General features: G+C 67.1%; 15 protein-coding genes. 7 read left to right on the top strand and 8 right to left on the bottom strand.

Annotated features, from left to right (window positions below):
* Positions 1 to 25: 25 nt before the first annotated feature.
* On the top strand, positions 26 to 673 hold the full coding sequence (locus SGRAN_RS17505) for a glutathione S-transferase family protein (RefSeq protein WP_067185783.1): 648 nt from the start codon (positions 26 to 28) through the stop codon (positions 671 to 673).
* 25 nt (positions 674 to 698) lie between these two features.
* On the opposite strand, the gene SGRAN_RS17500 is transcribed toward SGRAN_RS17505, so the two are convergent.
* Genes SGRAN_RS17500 through SGRAN_RS17490 form a run of 3 tightly spaced genes read right to left on the bottom strand, consistent with a single transcriptional unit; the run spans position 699 to position 3,898 of the window.
* Positions 699 to 2,288 (bottom strand): DHA2 family efflux MFS transporter permease subunit, encoded by a 1,590-nt coding sequence (locus SGRAN_RS17500; protein ID WP_067185781.1) that lies wholly within the window; start codon positions 2,286 to 2,288, stop codon positions 699 to 701.
* Between the two features lie 9 nt (positions 2,289 to 2,297).
* Entirely contained in the window at positions 2,298 to 3,434 is a 1,137-nt protein-coding gene (locus SGRAN_RS17495) for an HlyD family secretion protein (RefSeq protein WP_082737331.1), read from the bottom strand.
* A complete protein-coding gene (locus SGRAN_RS17490; RefSeq protein WP_067109579.1) occupies positions 3,434 to 3,898 on the bottom strand; it encodes a MarR family winged helix-turn-helix transcriptional regulator in 465 nt (154 codons plus the stop codon). The genes SGRAN_RS17495 and SGRAN_RS17490 overlap by 1 nt, the downstream gene beginning before the upstream one ends.
* Before the next feature lie 132 nt (positions 3,899 to 4,030).
* Here SGRAN_RS17490 and SGRAN_RS17485 point away from each other — a divergent pair, with 132 nt between their 5' ends.
* The 3 genes from SGRAN_RS17485 (at position 4,031) to SGRAN_RS17475 (ending at position 7,591) form a co-directional block, all read left to right on the top strand.
* A complete protein-coding gene (locus tag SGRAN_RS17485) occupies positions 4,031 to 4,678 on the top strand; it encodes a 2-hydroxychromene-2-carboxylate isomerase (protein ID WP_067109576.1) in 648 nt (215 codons plus the stop codon).
* Positions 4,679 to 4,916: 238 nt separating this feature from the next.
* Entirely contained in the window at positions 4,917 to 5,669 is a 753-nt protein-coding gene (locus SGRAN_RS17480) for an alpha/beta fold hydrolase (protein WP_067185779.1), read from the top strand.
* A 74-nt stretch (positions 5,670 to 5,743) separates the two neighbouring features.
* Complete coding sequence (locus tag SGRAN_RS17475; RefSeq protein ID WP_067185777.1) at positions 5,744 to 7,591, top strand: M2 family metallopeptidase; 1,848 nt, start codon at positions 5,744 to 5,746, stop codon at positions 7,589 to 7,591.
* Between the two features lie 539 nt (positions 7,592 to 8,130).
* Here the strand turns inward: SGRAN_RS17475 and SGRAN_RS17470 are convergent.
* Positions 8,131 to 8,457 carry an ArsR/SmtB family transcription factor gene (locus SGRAN_RS17470; protein ID WP_067185776.1) on the bottom strand — a complete coding sequence of 109 codons (327 nt, stop codon included), beginning with the start codon at positions 8,455 to 8,457 and terminating at the stop codon, positions 8,131 to 8,133.
* Between the two features lie 48 nt (positions 8,458 to 8,505).
* Here SGRAN_RS17470 and SGRAN_RS17465 point away from each other — a divergent pair, with 48 nt between their 5' ends.
* Entirely contained in the window at positions 8,506 to 8,988 is a 483-nt protein-coding gene (locus tag SGRAN_RS17465) for an SRPBCC family protein (RefSeq protein WP_067185772.1), read from the top strand.
* A gap of 13 nt (positions 8,989 to 9,001) precedes the next feature.
* Here SGRAN_RS17465 and SGRAN_RS17460 read toward each other — a convergent pair whose 3' ends face one another.
* The 3 genes from SGRAN_RS17460 to SGRAN_RS17450 all read right to left on the bottom strand — a co-directional run bounded on the left by SGRAN_RS17460 (position 9,002) and on the right by SGRAN_RS17450 (position 11,967).
* Positions 9,002 to 9,775: an SDR family NAD(P)-dependent oxidoreductase gene (locus tag SGRAN_RS17460; RefSeq protein ID WP_067185770.1), complete on the bottom strand. Its 774-nt coding sequence runs from the start codon at positions 9,773 to 9,775 to the stop codon at positions 9,002 to 9,004.
* A 151-nt stretch (positions 9,776 to 9,926) separates the two neighbouring features.
* The gene (locus SGRAN_RS17455) at positions 9,927 to 11,414 is read right to left on the bottom strand and encodes an AMP nucleosidase (protein WP_067185768.1); all 1,488 of its coding nucleotides are present in this window, start codon (positions 11,412 to 11,414) and stop codon (positions 9,927 to 9,929) included.
* Between the two features lie 73 nt (positions 11,415 to 11,487).
* Positions 11,488 to 11,967 (bottom strand): peroxiredoxin, encoded by a 480-nt coding sequence (locus SGRAN_RS17450; RefSeq protein ID WP_067109558.1) that lies wholly within the window; start codon positions 11,965 to 11,967, stop codon positions 11,488 to 11,490.
* Between the two features lie 414 nt (positions 11,968 to 12,381).
* Here SGRAN_RS17450 and SGRAN_RS17445 point away from each other — a divergent pair, with 414 nt between their 5' ends.
* A complete protein-coding gene (locus SGRAN_RS17445; protein WP_067185767.1) occupies positions 12,382 to 12,945 on the top strand; it encodes a YqgE/AlgH family protein in 564 nt (187 codons plus the stop codon).
* A 4-nt stretch (positions 12,946 to 12,949) separates the two neighbouring features.
* On the opposite strand, the gene SGRAN_RS17440 is transcribed toward SGRAN_RS17445, so the two are convergent.
* Complete coding sequence (locus SGRAN_RS17440; protein WP_067185765.1) at positions 12,950 to 13,348, bottom strand: hypothetical protein; 399 nt, start codon at positions 13,346 to 13,348, stop codon at positions 12,950 to 12,952.
* A gap of 484 nt (positions 13,349 to 13,832) precedes the next feature.
* Here SGRAN_RS17440 and ahcY point away from each other — a divergent pair, with 484 nt between their 5' ends.
* On the top strand, positions 13,833 to 15,242 hold the full coding sequence (gene ahcY, locus SGRAN_RS17435; protein ID WP_067185763.1) for an adenosylhomocysteinase: 1,410 nt from the start codon (positions 13,833 to 13,835) through the stop codon (positions 15,240 to 15,242).
* Positions 15,243 to 15,623: the final 381 nt, after the last annotated feature.

The following is a 15,623-nucleotide window of genomic DNA, read 5'->3' as shown; positions in this document are numbered from 1 at the left end:
GGCAGCGGCGAAGGGGGAAGGTTCGATGATCGTCTATGGTTCGGTGCTATCGCCTTTCGTGCGGAAATTGCTCGGCTATCTGGGCGAGAAGGGGATCGGCTTCGAGCTGAAGGGGGTCGGCATCGGCGACCCCGATCCGGGGTTCCGCGCCGCCTCGCCGCTCGGCAAGATGCCGGCGATCGACGACGACGGTTATCGGCTCGCCGATTCGAGCGCGATCATCCACTATCTGGAAGCGAAGCATCCCGAACCCGAACTGATTCCCGCCGATCCGCAATTGCGCGGTCGGACGATCTGGTGGGAGGAGTTCGGCGATACGCTGCTCGCGGCGTGCAGCGGCAAATTATTCTTCAACCGCGTCGTCGCGCCGCACGTCCTGAAACGCGAAGGCGACCTGGCCGCGGCGGCGCAGGCGGAGGCCGAAGACCTGCCGAAGCTGCTCGCCTATCTGGAGGAGGCGATCCCCGCGAGCGGCTTTCTGGTCGGCGACCGGCTGACGCTCGCCGACCTTGCCGCCGTCTCGCCGCTGGTGAACGTCCGCCATTGCAGCGCCGGGGCCGATCCGGCGCGCTATCCGAAGATCGCGGCGTGGAGCGCGGCGATCCTCTCGCGTCCCAGCCTCGCCCCCTGGATCGCGAAGGACGAGCGGATGATGGCGGCGCTGGCCGGATAGCGCGGCGCGCGGTCCGCCCGGCGCATCAATGCCCCATGTCGCTCGCCGACGCCGCCGGTCCGCCGGGGGCGGGCGGGCGCAGCAGGATGACGAGCGGGACCGACAGCAATGTCACCCACATCATCGCCCAGAAATCGTCGATATAGGCGACCATCGCGGCCTGCCGGTTGATCTCGGCATTGACCATCGCCATCACGCTGCCCCCGAGCGCGCCGAGCCGGTCGGAGGTCGACGGGTCGATCAGCGCGACCGAACTGTTCGTGATGTGCGCGACCAGGTCTTCGTGGCTCGTCTGCGTGTTGGTGGCCAGCAACGTCGTCACCACAGAGATGCCGACCGACGCGCCGACGCTGCGGAACAGGTTGAGCAGGCTGGCGCCGTCGGTGCGCCACGCCGGACCCAGCGTCGCAAAGGCCATGGTGTTGAGCGGGATGAAGACCAGCCCCATGCCGAGCCCCTGGACGAGCCCGCTGACCACCACCGGCCAGACGCCCATCATCAGCGACCACTGGCTCATCTGCCACAGCGAATAGGCGGCGATGACGAGGCCGCTGCCGACCAGCCAGCGCGCGTCGATCCGCCCCATCAGCCGGCCCGCGATCCACATGCTGATCAGGATGCCGACGCCGCGCACCGCGAGCACCCAGCCGGTGTCGATCACCGGCCAGTCGAACAGGCGCTGGAGCATCGGCGGTAGCAGCGCCATCGACGAGAACATGACGATGCCGATCACGATCATGAACCCCAGCGCGGTGAGCAGATTGCGATCGGCGAGCATCCGGCGGTCGAACAGCGTGTCGCGTGCCGTCAGCAGGTGGATCAGGAACATCCACAGGCAGGCGAGGGCGACGCCGGTCTCGATCCATATCTCGAGGCTGTCGAACCAGTCCTTCTGCGCCCCGCGGTCGAGCATGAGCTGGAGCGACGCGAGCCCGAGCGCGAGCATCGAAAAGCCGAACAGGTCGAATTTGCGGTCCTTGCGCCCGGTCGCGGGGAGCAGCGCCCAGAGCAGCGCCAGCGTCGCCAGCCCGACCGGCAGGTTGACGTAGAAAACCCAGCGCCAGTTGACCGATTCGGTCAGCCAGCCGCCCAGGATCGGTCCCAGGATCGGCCCGACCATGATCCCCATGCCCCAGATGGACATGGCGCGCGCGTGGCGTTCGGGCGGGTTGATGTCGAGCATCACCGACTGCGACAGCGGCCCGATGAAGGCGGCGCTGATCCCCTGCAGGAAACGGAAGATGACCATCTCCTCCAGATTCTGCGCCGCGCCGCAGGCCATCGAGGCGATGATGAAGCCGAGCACCGCGATCAGGAACAGCGGGCGCCGCCCGATGCGGTCGGCGAGCCAGCCGGTGATCGGCATCGCGACCGCCGAGGCGATGATATAGCTGGTGAGCACCCAGTTCACCGTCTCGCTCGTCGCGCCGAGGCTCGACTGCATGTGCGGAATGGCGACGTTGGCGATCGTCGTGTCGAGGATCTGCATCACCGACGCGCCCATCACCGCGACGGTCAGCAGGCCATGATAGCGCACCTGTTCGTAGAGCGGCCGGTCGTCGCTGACGACCGTCGCCGCAGGCGCCGGGCGCCGGGAAAAGACGCGGCTCGCCACCGGCTGCCCTTAGTTGCAGCCGCCCGAGGTGATCACCGTGACCTCGGTCGAAAGCCCCGCGATCATCGCCCGCTTCGGCGCCTCGTCGAAGGCGATGCGCACCGGCACCCGCTGCGTCACCTTCACCCAGTTGCCGGTCGCGTTCTGCGCGGGCAGCACGGAAAATTCGCTGCCCGTGCCGGCGCCGATCGTCTGGACGTGCCCGCGCACCTTCAGCCCCGGATAGGCGTCGAAGCGCATCTCGGCGGGCTGGCCGACGCACATGTGCGCGAGGTCGGTTTCCTTGAAATTGGCCTCGACCCACGGATGCGCGGTATCGACCAGCGTCACCGCGGGAAGTCCCGCGACCATCATCTGGCCGAGCTGCAGCCGGTCCGATTCGGCGACCCGCCCGGCGCTCGGCGCGCGCACCTCGGTGCGGCCGAGGTCGACCTGTGCCTGCGCGCGCCGGACGCGCGCCGCCGCGACCTGCGGATTGGTGCCGCCCGTGCCCGTCGCCAGCTTGGCGCGCGCTTCGGCGGCGGACGCTTGCGCCTGGGCGAGCCGGGCGCGCGCCTGCTCGACCGCGTGCTTCGACGCGTCATAGGCGGCGCGGGTGGTGAACCCCTTGTCCATCAGTGCGGCCTGGCGCTGGAAATTCGATTCGGCGAAGGCGATGTCCTCGCGCGCCGCCTGGATATCGACCGCCGTCGCGGCCAGGCTGGCCGACAGATTGCCGACGTCGACGGTCGCCGAATCGATCGCGGCGTTCGCCTGCGCGACCGTCAGCGCATAGGGGTGGCCGTCGATGCGGAAGAGCAGCTGTCCCTTCTCGACTTCCTGACCCTCGCGGATCGCGACCTCGGTGATCAGGCCGCCGACCTCCGCGGCGACCGACACCTTGTCCATCTGGATATAGGCATTGTCGGTCGACACCGACCCGCCGCTCGCCAGCCAGTACCAGCCGCCCGCCGCCGCGAGCACCAGCGGCACGCCGAACATCAGCGCGCGCGCCCGCCAGCCCGGCTTCGCCTCTGCCGCGGTGGCGGGCGGCGGCACGGGATCGGCCTTCGGCGCGGCCTTCGAGGCGGCCTTCGGCGGCACGACCTCTTCGGAACGCGGCGCGGCGTGGTCGGGCTTGCGGCGAGGGGGAGCGAGCTGGTCCATCAGAGGGCCTCTTTCGTTTCTTCTCTTTCGGTCGTGTCGATCGCGTCGCGGCGCGACAGGTTGCAACGCACGTGGCGGACGAGCCGGATCAGTTCGGCACGCTCGGCGGGGGTAAGCCCCCCGATCGCCTCTTCGGTCAGCGCGTCGGTCAGCCGCCGCATCGCGCCCATCTGCTCGCGGGCGCGCGGGGTCAGATAGAGAAGCCAGGCGCGGCGGTCGCCGGGGTCGGCGCGACGCTCGACCAGCCCGGCCTCGGCCAGCCGGTCGACCATCCGCGACAGGGTGATCGGTTCGACCTCGATCAGGTCGGCGAGCGGTCCCTGGCGGATGCCCTCGTAGCGCTTGAGATAGCTGAGCAGCCGCCATTGCAGCGCGGTGATCCCGCTGTCGCGGGTGCGCGCGTTGAAGGCGCGGCGGAACAGCCGCGCGGTGTCGTTGAGCAGAAAGCCGACCGTCTCTCTCATGGCAGACGATATAATAGCAATTGCCACTATATCCAATGACAATATGCTGCACATGCGAAATTGCCGCGAACGGCGGCTGCCGCTTTTCGACAATCGCTTGCGCCGCGCGGATATTTTGGCACTATGCGTGCCATGAGTCTGACCGCCGACCTCTTCTGGTCCTTCCGCTCGCCCTACAGCTATCTCGCCATCGGCCGCTATCGCGCGCTCGCGGCGAGCCACGACGTGACGATCGACCTGCGTCCCGTCTATCCGCTCGCGATCCGCCAGCCCGATTTCTTCGAGCGCAACCACCCCAACTGGCTCGGCTACACGATGCGCGACATGATGCGCGTCGCGCAGTTCCACGGCATCCCCTTCGGCCCGCCGCGTCCCGACCCGATCGTCCAGAACGTCCACACGCGCGAGATTGCGGCGGAGCAGCCCTATATCTTCCGCCTGACGCGCCTTGGGCAGGCGGCGTCGCGGCGCGGCAAGAGCCTCGCCTTCTGCGACGAGGTCGCACAGCTCATCTGGGGCGGCGCGCAGGACTGGCACCTCGGCGATCATCTGGCGGGCGCGGCCCGCCGCGCGGGGCTGGACCTCGCCGAACTCGACGCCGAGGCCGAAACCGATGCGGAGGCGCTCGACGCGGAAATCGCCGCGAACCAGGCGGCGCTCGAACTCGCGGGCCATTGGGGGGTGCCGACGCTCGTCTTCGACGGCGAGCCCTTCTTCGGGCAGGACCGGATCGAGCTGGCGAAATGGCGCATGGAGCAGAAAGGCCTGCGGCCGCGCTGAGCACAGCGAAAATCTGCGCGGGAGAGTTTCGGCGCGCTCTCCCCCTTTCGTCATACTCGAACAAGTCGGCATAGAGCGAGAGCTTGTGCCCCGGCGAAAGCCGGGGTCCAGATGACATACGGCATAGTGCTGTCCCGCGTGGACCCCGGCTTTCGCCGGGGAACGGTTCCTTGCGGAAAGCGAACATGCCGAAGCAATGACGGTTCAATCCGATGGCATCCTGTCCTAAGGCCGAAGCATGAGCATCGAACCGCAATATTTCGACGCGCGCGACGGCGTGCGGCTGGCGTGGCGCGAGATGGGGGAGGGGCGGCCGGTCGTCCTGCTCCACGGCCTGTTCTCGAGCGCCGAGGTCAACTGGATCAAGTTCGGCACCGCGGCACGCATCGCCGCCGAGGGCTATCGCGTCGTCATGCCCGACCTGCGCGTCCACGGATCGAGCGCGGCGCCGCACGACGCGGCGCTTTACCCGCCCGACGTGCTGGTGAACGACCTTGCCGATCTGGTCGCGCACCTCGGTCTGTCGGCGTTCGATCTCGGCGGTTTCTCGCTCGGCGCGCGGACCAGCGTGCGCGCGGTGGTTGCGGGGATGGCGCCGGGGCGACTGATCCTGGGCGGCATGGGGCTGGCGGGACTGGCCGGGTGGCAGCGGCGGGGGCAGTTCTTCAAACGCGTGATTGCCGAATATGACAGCGCGAAGCGCGGCGACGACAGCTGGCTGTCGATCCAGTTCATGAAGACGATGAAGATCGACCGCATCGCCGCCGGCCACCTGCTCGACAGCTTCACCGATACGCCGCCCGATGCGCTGGCCGCGCTGACGATGCCGACGCTCGTCGTGTGCGGCGACCGCGACCGGGACAACGGGTCGGCCGAGGACCTCGTCGCGGCACTGCCCGACGCGGTGCTCGCGACGATCCCCGGCACCCACATGTCGAGCGTCACCGAGCCCGAACTGGGGCAGGCGATCGCGGCCTTCCTGACGGCTTGACCCTGCCGCGGACGCGGTTCAGTCTGGGGTATCCGGCGCTGGAGCGCCGTCAGACCATCCAGAGGACGCATCCCATGAGAGCCATGATTTCAACGCTGTCGCTCGCCCTTTCGCTTGCGGTCGCGGGCCCCGCGCTCGCCGCACCGAAGCAGAAGGACGCCCCCGCCGCGCCGACGGCTGCCCCCACTGCGGCAGATGCCGATGCCTTCGTCGCCGCCGCGGAAAAGGATTTGTTCGACTATACGGTCGAGGCGAGTCAGGTGAACTGGGTCAATTCGACCTACATCACCGACGACACCGACGCGATGGCGGCGCGCATCAATGCGGTGGGCACCGAAAAGGCGGTGAAATACGCGCTCGAAGCCGCGAAATATCGCGACGTCGCCGGGCTGAGCGCCGATACGAAGCGCAAGCTCGACATATTGCGCACCGGCCTCGTCCTGCCGGCGCCGACCCGGCCGGGCGCGGCGACCGAACTCAACACCATCGCGACCGACCTCCAGTCGCAATATGGCAAGGGGCGCGGCACGCTGGGCGGCAAGGAAATCTCCGGCTCCGACATCGAGGCGGAGATGGGCAATCTCCAGCATACGCCCGCCGAATATGCCGAGATGTGGACGAGCTGGCACGACAATGTCGGCGCGCCGATGAAGGACGATTATGCGCGCCTCGTCACCATCGCCAACGAGGGCGCGAAGGAACTGGGCTTCGCCGACACCGGCGCGATGTGGCGGTCGGGCTACGACATGTCGCCCGAGGATTTCGCGAAGACGACCGAACGGCTGTGGCAGGAGGTGAAGCCGCTCTATCTGGCCCTGCACACCTATGTCCGCTGGAAGCTCAACGAGAAATACGGCGACGCGGTGCAGCCGAAGACCGGGCCGATCCGCGCCGACCTGCTCGGCAACATGTGGGCGCAGGAATGGGGCAACATCTACCCGCTCGTCGCGCCGCCGGGTTCGGGCGACCTCGGCTACGACATCGGCGACCTGCTGAAGGCGCAGGGCAAGGCGCCGCTCGACATGGTGCGGGCGGGCGAGAATTTCTATTCCTCGCTCGGGTTCGAGAAGCTGCCCGAAAGCTTCTGGAAGCGCAGTCTGTTCACCAAGCCCGCCGACCGCGAGGTCGTGTGCCACGCCTCGGCCTGGGACGTCGACAACAAGGACGACATCCGCATCAAGATGTGCATCAAGGTGAATGCCGACGATTTCGTCACCATCCACCACGAACTCGGCCACAATTATTACCAGCGCGCCTACAACCGGCAGCCGTTCCTCTATCTGAACGGTGCCAACGACGGCTTCCACGAAGCGATCGGCGATTTCGTCGCGCTGTCGATCACGCCGCAATATCTGGTCGACATCGGCCTGCTCGACAAGGCGAAGGTGCCGAGCGCCGACAAGGACATCGGCCTGCTGCTGCGTCAGGCGATGGACAAGATCGCCTTCCTGCCGTTCGGCCTGCTCGTCGACCGCTGGCGCTGGGGGGTGTTCGACGGCACGATCAGGCCCGCCGACTACAACAAGGCGTGGACGCAGCTTCGCCTGCAATATCAGGGCATCGTCCCGCCGGGCGACCGGCCCGCGAACGCCTTCGACCCCGGCGCCAAATATCATATTCCCGGCAACACGCCCTACACCCGCTATTTCCTCGCGCGCATCCTGCAGTTCCAATTCTATCAGGCGGCGTGCAAGCAGGCGGGGTGGACCGGCCCCTTGCACCGCTGTTCCTTCTACAACGACAAGGCGGTCGGCGCGAAGCTCAACGAAATGCTCGAAATGGGGGCGTCGAAGCCGTGGCCCGACGCGCTCGAGGCCTTCACCGGCAGCCGCGAGATGTCGGGCAAGGCGCTCGTCGATTATTTCGCCCCGCTCAAGGCGTGGCTCGACGAACAGAACAAGGGCAAGCCGCAGGGGTGGTGAGCCCGAGGTTCGCGACGATCTGACAAGGGCCGGGGAGGCGACTCCCCGGCCCCTTTCATGCGGGAGTGCAAATGTCGGCTTCGGGGTGGGGAACTGACGTTTGAGACATGTTCTGGTTTCCCCTCCCGCAGGCGGGAGGGGCAGCGAGACTTACGAACTTGTTCGTTAGTCGCAGCGGGGTGGGCCTTTGCGCCGTCGCTGCCCACCCCCAACCCCTCCCGCCTGCGGGAGGGGAGAAGAAACGTCCGCTTTCGGTCGCAACCAGACATCTCCTATCTTCGTCATTCCGGACTTGATCCGGAATCCATTCTCTCAGCGCTGCGCGAATGGACCCCGGATCAAGTCGGATATATACCCTTCAGGCAAGTAGGGAGCTATTCCCCGGCGAAAGCCGGGGTCCATGCGTGGTAGCGCTGTGCCATCTGGACCCCGGCTTTCGCCGGGGAACAGTGACTTGTCGAAAAGGGATAATTGCCGATCAAGTCCGGGGTGACGATCCTGCTGGCGTCGCTTATCGGCCGATTCCAGTCATCCCCCCGTCATTCCGCCTCGACCGCCTGCTTGAAGCGCGCGAGCCGCGCCGTCGCGGCGGCGGCGTGCGGGCCGATCCAGCGGTCGTGGATGTCCTGAATCGGCATCGCGTCGAGGTGGTTCCAGCGTTCGCGGCCGCGCCGCTCGGCGATCACCAGCCCGGCCTCCTCCAGCACCTTCAGATGCTGCATCACCGTGCAGCGGTCGAGGTCGGGGAAATGGCCGCACAGCGTACCCGTCGTCAGCGGCTGATCCTTCAGATCGTCGAGCATCTGCCGCCGTACCGCATGCGCGAGCGCCTTGAAGATCCGGTCGAAATCGTCGTGGATTGACATGTTGTAAATTTATAACATAATCGAACGCGACTCAAGCGGAGACTGGTCATGGAACTGAAGTTCAGGGTCGCGGCGCGGATCGCGAAGCCGGTGCACACGGTGTTCGAGGCGGTCGCCGACCCACGGCAGCTGTCGCATTATTTCACCACCGGCGGCGCCGAGGGGCGGCTGGAGACCGGCGCGACGGTGACATGGGATTTCCACGATTTCCCCGGCGCCTTTCCCGTTCATGTGATCGAGGTCGTGCCCGACGAGCGGATCGTGCTCGAATGGCAGGCGAACGAGGGCGAGGCGCCGAACGTCGAAGGCGGGGGAATGACGGGCAGCGACTATCGCACGCGCGTCACCATGGCGTTCAAGGGTCTCGACGACGGACGCACGCTCGTCGAGATCGCCGAAGAGGGCTGGCGCGAAAATCAGGGTGCGCTCGACGCCTCCTACGGCAATTGCCAGGGCTGGTCGCAGATGCTCTGCGCGCTCAAGGCGTGGGTCGAGCATGGCATCAACCTGCGCGACGGCATGTATGTGTGAGGCCTAGGGGACCCTACGCGTTGCGCGCCGTCAGGCCGCCGTCGACGGGGATCACCGCGCCGGTGATGTAGCTCGCGGCGGGCAGGACGAGGCTCAGCGTCACATGCGCGACCTCCTCGGGCTCGCCATAGCGGCGCAGCGCGGTGCGGCGCTTCGCGAAGACCGCCTTGTCGGCTTCGGGCACCGCGTCGGTCATGCCGGTGCGGATCGGGCCGGGACAGATGCAGTTGACGGTGATCCCCTCCTTGCCGAGATCGACCGCGAGGCCGCGCGTCAGGCCGGTGACGCCGGTCTTGGCGGCGACATAGGGCGTGTCGCCGGGCGTCGCGCCGAGCCCCTCGGTCGAGGCGATGTTGACGATGCGCGCCGCGTCGCTCCGGCGCAGCCATGGCAGCGCCGCGCGCACCATGCGCTGGTGCGCGGTCAGCATCACGGCGATCGCGCGGTGCCAGATCGCCTCGTAATCGTCGGCGTCGAGCGGGCAGAAGCTCGACACCCCGGCGTTGTTGATCAGGATGTCGATGCCGCCGAATGTCGCCGCGACCTGTGCGACGGTGCGCCCGATCGCCTCGCCGTCCGACACGTCGAGGGCAAAGGCGCGGGCGTTGTCGCCGGCTTCGGCCGCGACCGCTTCGCACGCCGCAAGGTCGAGATCGGTCACCGCGACCTTCGCGCCTTCGCTCGCGAGCAGCAGCGCGGTGGCGCGGCCCATGCCGCTGGCCGCCCCGGTGACGATGGCGACGCGGCCGGCGACCGAGCGCGACAGGTTGGGGGCTGGGTTCGTCATGGGCCGTCCTTCTCGAGTGCGCGCCTTTAACCTGACCCACCTTTCCGTTCGTGTCGAGCGAAGTCGGAGCGCTGCATGGCGCAACCCCGATGGGTGTCTCGACTTCGCTCGACACGAACGGGAGAAGGGAGGGGGCGGCTGCCCCCGCCGCTCACCGGAACGGGGGTTCGTTGAATGCGCGCAGCTTGCGGCTGTGGAGCCGCGGGCCTTCGTCGCGCAGCATCTCGCAGGTGCGGATGCCGATCTGGAGGTGGGCGGCGATCGCCTCCTCGTAGAAACGGTTCGCCTGTCCGGGCAGCTTCAGTTCGCCGTGCAGCGGCTTGTCGCTGACGCAGAGCAGCGTGCCATAGGGAACGCGGAAGCGGTAACCCTGTGCCGCGATGGTGGCGCTTTCCATGTCGATGCCGATCGCGCGCGACTGCGAGAAGCGCAGCGCTGAGTCGGTGAAGCGCAATTCCCAGTTGCGGTCGTCGGTGGTGACGACGGTGCCGGTGCGCATCCGCTTCTTGAGGTCGGCGCCGCTCGTTCCCGACACCGCCTCCGCCGCGCCGGCGAGCGCCTGCTGCACCTCGGCGATGGGCGGGATCGGGATTTCGGGCGGCAGCACCGAATCGAGGATATGGTCGTCGCGCAAATAGGCGTGGGCGAGCACATAGTCGCCGATGCGCTGGCTGGGGCGCAGCCCGCCGCAATGGCCGATCATCATCCACGCCTCCGGCCGCAGCACCGCGAGGTGATCGCAGATCGTCTTGGCGTTCGACGGGCCGACGCCGATGTTGACGAGGGTGATGCCGCTGCCGTCGGGCGCGATCAGGTGATAGGCGGGCATCTGGTGCCGGCGCCATGCGCTGTCGGCGACGAGCGCGCTCGCGTCGACGCCCGCCCGGTCGACATAGAGGCCGCCGGCGCCCGCGAGCGCCGTGTAGCGATCCCGCCCCACCTGCGCGCCCGCCCAGGCGACGAACTCGTCGACATAGCGATGATAGTTGGTGAACAGGATATAGCGCTGGAAATGCTCGGGCGCGGTGCCGGTGTAGTGGCGCAGCCGCGCGAGGCTGAAATCGGTGCGCAGCGCGTCGAACAGCGCGAGAGGCAGCGACGCCGCGGGGTCGGCGCCGAACAGCCCGTCGGCCAGTTCGTCGCCGATGTCGGCGAGGTCGGTGGTCGGGAAATGGCGCGCGAGTTCGAGCGGGGTGACGCCGCCCATGTCGGACCCGTCGCTCGCGTCGAGCACATAGGGGAAGGGAATCTGCTGCCCGGTGCGCGTCACCTCCAGCGTCATGTCGTAATGATGCACCAGCAGGCTGAGCTGTTCGCGCAGATAGGCCTCGAACAGGTCGGGGCGGGTGACGGTGGTGACGAATTCGCCCGCGCGCTCGAAATGGCCGAAGGCCAGATTATGCCCGCCCTGACCGTCGCGGAACTCGCCGTTGGTGACCAGACGCAGCGCCGGATAGTCGAACAGGCCGGTCGCGGCGGCGTCCGCCGGGGGCAGGGTGCCGTCGTGCACATAGGCGGCGATCGCCGATTTGAGCGCGACGACCGCGTCGCGGAATTTCGCCTTCAGTTCGGCGATGATCGTTTCGACGAGCGCGTCGGTATCGGCGATGTCGGGAGAAAGCGATGAAGGCGATGTCATCGCGGCGCTCTTGCACGAAATCGGGGCAAAAGGGAAGGGGGCGGGCCTGCCGTCGGCGCCCGCCCCGCTCCGGTCAAAGCTGCTCGAGCATGTGGTCGGCGCTCGACACCTTGAATTCGCCGGGGGCCTCGACGTTGAGCTGTTCGACGACGCCGTCGTTGACGATCATCGAGAAGCGCTGGCCGCGCTTGCCGAGGCCGAAGGCGGTGCCGTCCATCGTCAGCCCGACCGCCTCGGCGAAATCGCCGTTGCCGTCGGCGAGCATCGTCACCTGATCGGCGCCGGCATTCTTGCTCCATGCGCCGAGCACGAAGGCGTCGTTGACCGCGGTGCAGGCGATCTCGTCGATGCCCTTCGCCTTCAGTTCGTCGGCCTTGTCGACATAGCCCGGCAGGTGCTTCGCCGAGCAGGTCGGCGTGAAGGCGCCGGGAACCGAGAAGAGCGCGACCTTGCGGCCCTTGAAATAATCGGCGGCGTTCACCTGTTCGGGGCCGTTCTCGGTCACCTTCACCAGCTTGGCGTCGGGCAGCTTGTCTCCGGTCTGGATCGTCATGTCGGCATCCTTTCATCGAGGGGATTGGGATGGCGGTGACATCGGATTGTGACGGGCGCGAGTCAAGCGGGACGGGGCAGCGGGTCATTTTGAACATGATGCGTCCACCCGGTCTCCTCTCCCGCAAGCGGGAGGGATCGGGGGTGGGGCGGCGGCGGCGCGTCTGCCCCCCGCTGCGGCTAGGCACCTGAATCTGAAGTTCGCCACATGGATTTCGTCATCCCGGGCTTGACCCGGGATCCCGCTTTTCTTCGGTCCGTGCGCGAAAGGAAGCGGGACCCCGGGTCAAGCCCGGGGTGACGAGGACGCCATAGTAGGCAGCAAGCTGCCAAGCCTCGCTGCCCCTCCCGCAAGCGGGAGGGGGACGCGGTAAAGGCGCTGGACCCGGCGGGCGCGCGCGTCCATGGTACCGCGATGGAATCCACCCCTGCCTGGTTCACCGGCCAGTTGCTGCTCGCCCTGCCGGGAATCGGCGATCCGCGTTTCGAGCAGGCGGTGATCGCGATGATCAGCCACGATGCGGACGGCGCGATGGGGATCGCGGTCGCCGATCCGATCGACGGCATGACCGTCGGCGCGGTGCTCGATCAGCTCGACATCGCGCACGACGATCCCTTGGCACAGCCAGTGTTCCTGGGCGGGCCGGTCGAGCCGTCGCGCGGCTTCGTCCTTCACAGCCGCGACTGGGGCGGCGAGGGCGCGGTGCAGGTCGCCGACCGCTGGATGCTGTCGAGCTCGCACGACATATTGCGCGCGATCGGCGAAGGACGCGGCCCGACGCGATGGCTGGTCGCGCTCGGCTATGCCGGCTGGTCGCCCGGCCAGCTGGAGGACGAAATGGTGCGCCACGGCTGGCATGTCACGCCGGGCAGCGACGCACTGCTGTTCGAAACCCCTCCTACCCGGCGCTGGCAGGCTGCGTTCGCGGAAGCCGGCGTCGACGCCCGCCTGCTCACCACCGAGGGCGGCGAAGCCTGACCGGTCAGCGCGCGAGCGCGAGCAGCGGCTGGCGGCCGCCGAGGCGCGCCAGCGCGGTGCGGGCCGCCCAGCGCGAATCCATATAGCTGCCGTCAGCGAGTTCGAGGTCGTAACGGATCGGGCTGGCCGCCGCCGCTTCATAGGCCGCCGCCGCATCGGCGGTCCGGCCGAGCCGGGCATAAGCGGTGCCGAGGTTGATCAGCCGCGACGGGTCGCGCGCGTCGAGCGCGGCATTGCCGGTCAGCTTCGTCACCGCGGCCGTATTCTCGCCCGCCCGAAGCTCGGCATAGGCGACCGGCAGCACCGTCGAATCGGCCTGCGGCGCGGTGACGACGACGATGGATTGCGCCGCGGCGGGGCTCGCGAAAGCGACAGCGAGCAGCGGCAGCATGATTTTCTTCATTTCCTATCTCCCCGAAACTTTGGCCGATTTTCCATCGCAATCGGGAAAAAGTCAATATTTCCAAGCAGTTGTAACAATATTGTCACAATAGGCGATTATGCTCATCGCATGGCGCATTATAAGTCAGGATTATCAATATCCTGACGATGCCTTGCTGCGGCCGCGCGCTGCCATGCGCGGCTGTCACATATCGGACGAGGCGAAAATTTTTTTCGTGTGCGCTCCGGGGGGAATGCGATTCGCGCGGGCGTTCCGCATCAAGCCGGACCGCCGCGCGGCTTCGCGGTTCGTGGGCGGCGATCCGATCGACGTCATGCGACGGCCTCGGTTCGACGCTGTGGTTCAACAGTGTGGCTCAACAGTGTTTGGGGCGCGATATAAAGAAAAGTTTATATTTGAACGCCGAGCCGCTTTCGGCTAGGGCGCCGCGCATCATTGCCGGTCGCGTGCGCGCGGCCGTGCCGCCTGACAGGAGACATGAATCGTGGCCACTCTTGCCGCCGAAACCCGTGACTATGTGATCGCCGACATCGGCCTTGCCGACTTCGGCCGCAAGGAGATCGCGATCGCCGAAACCGAAATGCCGGGCCTGATGGCGCTGCGCGAGGAATATGGCGCCGCGCAGCCGCTGAAGGGCGCGCGCATCACCGGGTCGCTGCACATGACGATCCAGACCGCAGTGCTGATCGAGACGCTGATCGCGCTGGGGGCCGAGGTGCGCTGGGCGACCTGCAACATCTTCTCGACCCAGGACCATGCCGCCGCCGCGATCGCCGCGGGCGGCACGCCGGTGTTCGCGGTGAAGGGCGAAAGCCTCGCCGACTATTGGGACTATGTCGGGCGCATCTTCGACTGGGGCGACGACCAGACCGCCAACATGATCCTCGACGACGGCGGCGACGCCACCATGTTCGCGCTGTGGGGCGCGCGGGTCGAGGCGGGCGAGGCGCTGTTCGAGCCCACCAATGCCGAGGAAGTCGAATTCGTCCGCGCGCTCAAGGCGTTCCTCGCCGCCAAGCCCGGTTACCTGACCAAGAGCGTCCGCGCCATCAAGGGCGTCTCCGAAGAGACGACCACGGGCGTCCACCGCCTGTACCAGATCGCCAAGGAGGGCAAGCTGCCCTTCCCCGCGATCAACGTCAACGACAGCGTCACCAAGTCGAAGTTCGACAACCTCTATGGCTGCAAGGAATCGCTGGTCGACGCGATCCGCCGCGCCACCGACGTGATGCTGGCGGGCAAAGTCGCGTGCGTCGCGGGCTTCGGCGACGTCGGCAAGGGCTCGGCGGCGAGCCTGCGCAACGGCGGCGCGCGCGTGCTCGTCACCGAAGTCGACCCGATCTGCGCGCTGCAGGCGGCGATGGAGGGTTATGAGGTGGTGACGATGGACGAGGCGGTGACCCGCGCCGACATCTTCTGCACCGCGACGGGCAATGCCGACGTCATCACCGCCGAGCATATGGCAGCGATGAAGCCGATGGCGATCGTCTGCAACATCGGCCATTTCGACAGCGAGATCCAGATCGCGGCGCTTGCCAACTACGACTGGACCGAGGTCAAGCCGGGGACCGACCTGGTCAAATTCCCCGACGGCAAGGAGATCATCATCCTCGCCAAGGGGCGGCTGGTCAATCTCGGCTGTGCGACGGGCCACCCGTCGTTCGTCATGTCGTCGAGCTTCACCAACCAGACGCTTGCGCAGATCGAGTTGTTCACCAAGGCGGGCGAGTATCAGAACGACGTCTATGTCCTGCCCAAGCATCTCGACGAGAAGGTCGCGGCGCTGCACCTCGAAAAGCTGGGCGTGAAGCTGTCGAAGCTGACGCAGAAGCAGGCCGACTATATCGGCGTGCCGGTCGAGGGGCCGTTCAAGCCCGACCATTACCGCTATTGACGCTTCCGGCTTCGGCGCGGGGTGGTTTCGCGCCGGGACCGCGGCGATCGCGGAGAAAGGAAGAGGGCGGCCTGGCCGCCCTCTTTTTTCGTTCGGTTCCTAAAAACCCGTGTCCGCGGCCGGTCAAAATTTTCTCCGTCATTGCGAGCGGAGCGAAGCAATCCAGGGCGGTTTACGCGGGCTCTGGATTGCTTCGCTCCGCTCGCAATGACGGTTCAAGGCCGTGTCGTCAGGCTTTAAGCCACCGAGCCTCATATCCGATCTGTCGTTGCGTTCGTGTCGGCCAAGTCGAGACACCCATCAAACTTGCACCATGCGCCGCTTTTCCACAGCCGCGCGCCCATCGGAAGGCGGGGCGCGGCAACCGGCGCCGACATGCGA

It is taken from the genome of Sphingopyxis granuli, assembly GCF_001559015.1.
Taxonomy (GTDB): Bacteria; Pseudomonadota; Alphaproteobacteria; order Sphingomonadales; family Sphingomonadaceae; genus Sphingopyxis; species Sphingopyxis granuli.
The sequence above is the reverse complement of the archived record's forward strand: the minus strand, read 5'-3'. Positions and strand labels throughout refer to the sequence as shown.

Excerpts from the sequence above, each read along its gene's own strand:
- SGRAN_RS17480 (WP_067185779.1), top strand. The coding sequence starts at position 4,917 with ATGAGCATCGAACCGCAATATTTCGACGCGCGCGACGGCGTGCGGCTG.
- SGRAN_RS17475 (WP_067185777.1), top strand. The coding sequence starts at position 5,744 with ATGAGAGCCATGATTTCAACGCTGTCGCTCGCCCTTTCGCTTGCGGTC.
- SGRAN_RS17485 (WP_067109576.1), top strand. The coding sequence starts at position 4,031 with ATGAGTCTGACCGCCGACCTCTTCTGGTCCTTCCGCTCGCCCTACAGC.
- SGRAN_RS17450 (WP_067109558.1), bottom strand. The coding sequence starts at position 11,967 with ATGACGATCCAGACCGGAGACAAGCTGCCCGACGCCAAGCTGGTGAAG.
- SGRAN_RS17465 (WP_067185772.1), top strand. The coding sequence starts at position 8,506 with ATGGAACTGAAGTTCAGGGTCGCGGCGCGGATCGCGAAGCCGGTGCAC.
- SGRAN_RS17495 (WP_082737331.1), bottom strand. The coding sequence starts at position 3,434 with ATGGACCAGCTCGCTCCCCCTCGCCGCAAGCCCGACCACGCCGCGCCG.
- SGRAN_RS17455 (WP_067185768.1), bottom strand. The coding sequence starts at position 11,414 with ATGACATCGCCTTCATCGCTTTCTCCCGACATCGCCGATACCGACGCG.
- SGRAN_RS17440 (WP_067185765.1), bottom strand. The coding sequence starts at position 13,348 with ATGAAGAAAATCATGCTGCCGCTGCTCGCTGTCGCTTTCGCGAGCCCC.
- SGRAN_RS17470 (WP_067185776.1), bottom strand. The coding sequence starts at position 8,457 with ATGTCAATCCACGACGATTTCGACCGGATCTTCAAGGCGCTCGCGCAT.
- SGRAN_RS17460 (WP_067185770.1), bottom strand. The coding sequence starts at position 9,775 with ATGACGAACCCAGCCCCCAACCTGTCGCGCTCGGTCGCCGGCCGCGTC.
- SGRAN_RS17445 (WP_067185767.1), top strand. The coding sequence starts at position 12,382 with ATGGAATCCACCCCTGCCTGGTTCACCGGCCAGTTGCTGCTCGCCCTG.
- SGRAN_RS17505 (WP_067185783.1), top strand. The coding sequence starts at position 26 with ATGATCGTCTATGGTTCGGTGCTATCGCCTTTCGTGCGGAAATTGCTC.
- SGRAN_RS17490 (WP_067109579.1), bottom strand. The coding sequence starts at position 3,898 with ATGAGAGAGACGGTCGGCTTTCTGCTCAACGACACCGCGCGGCTGTTC.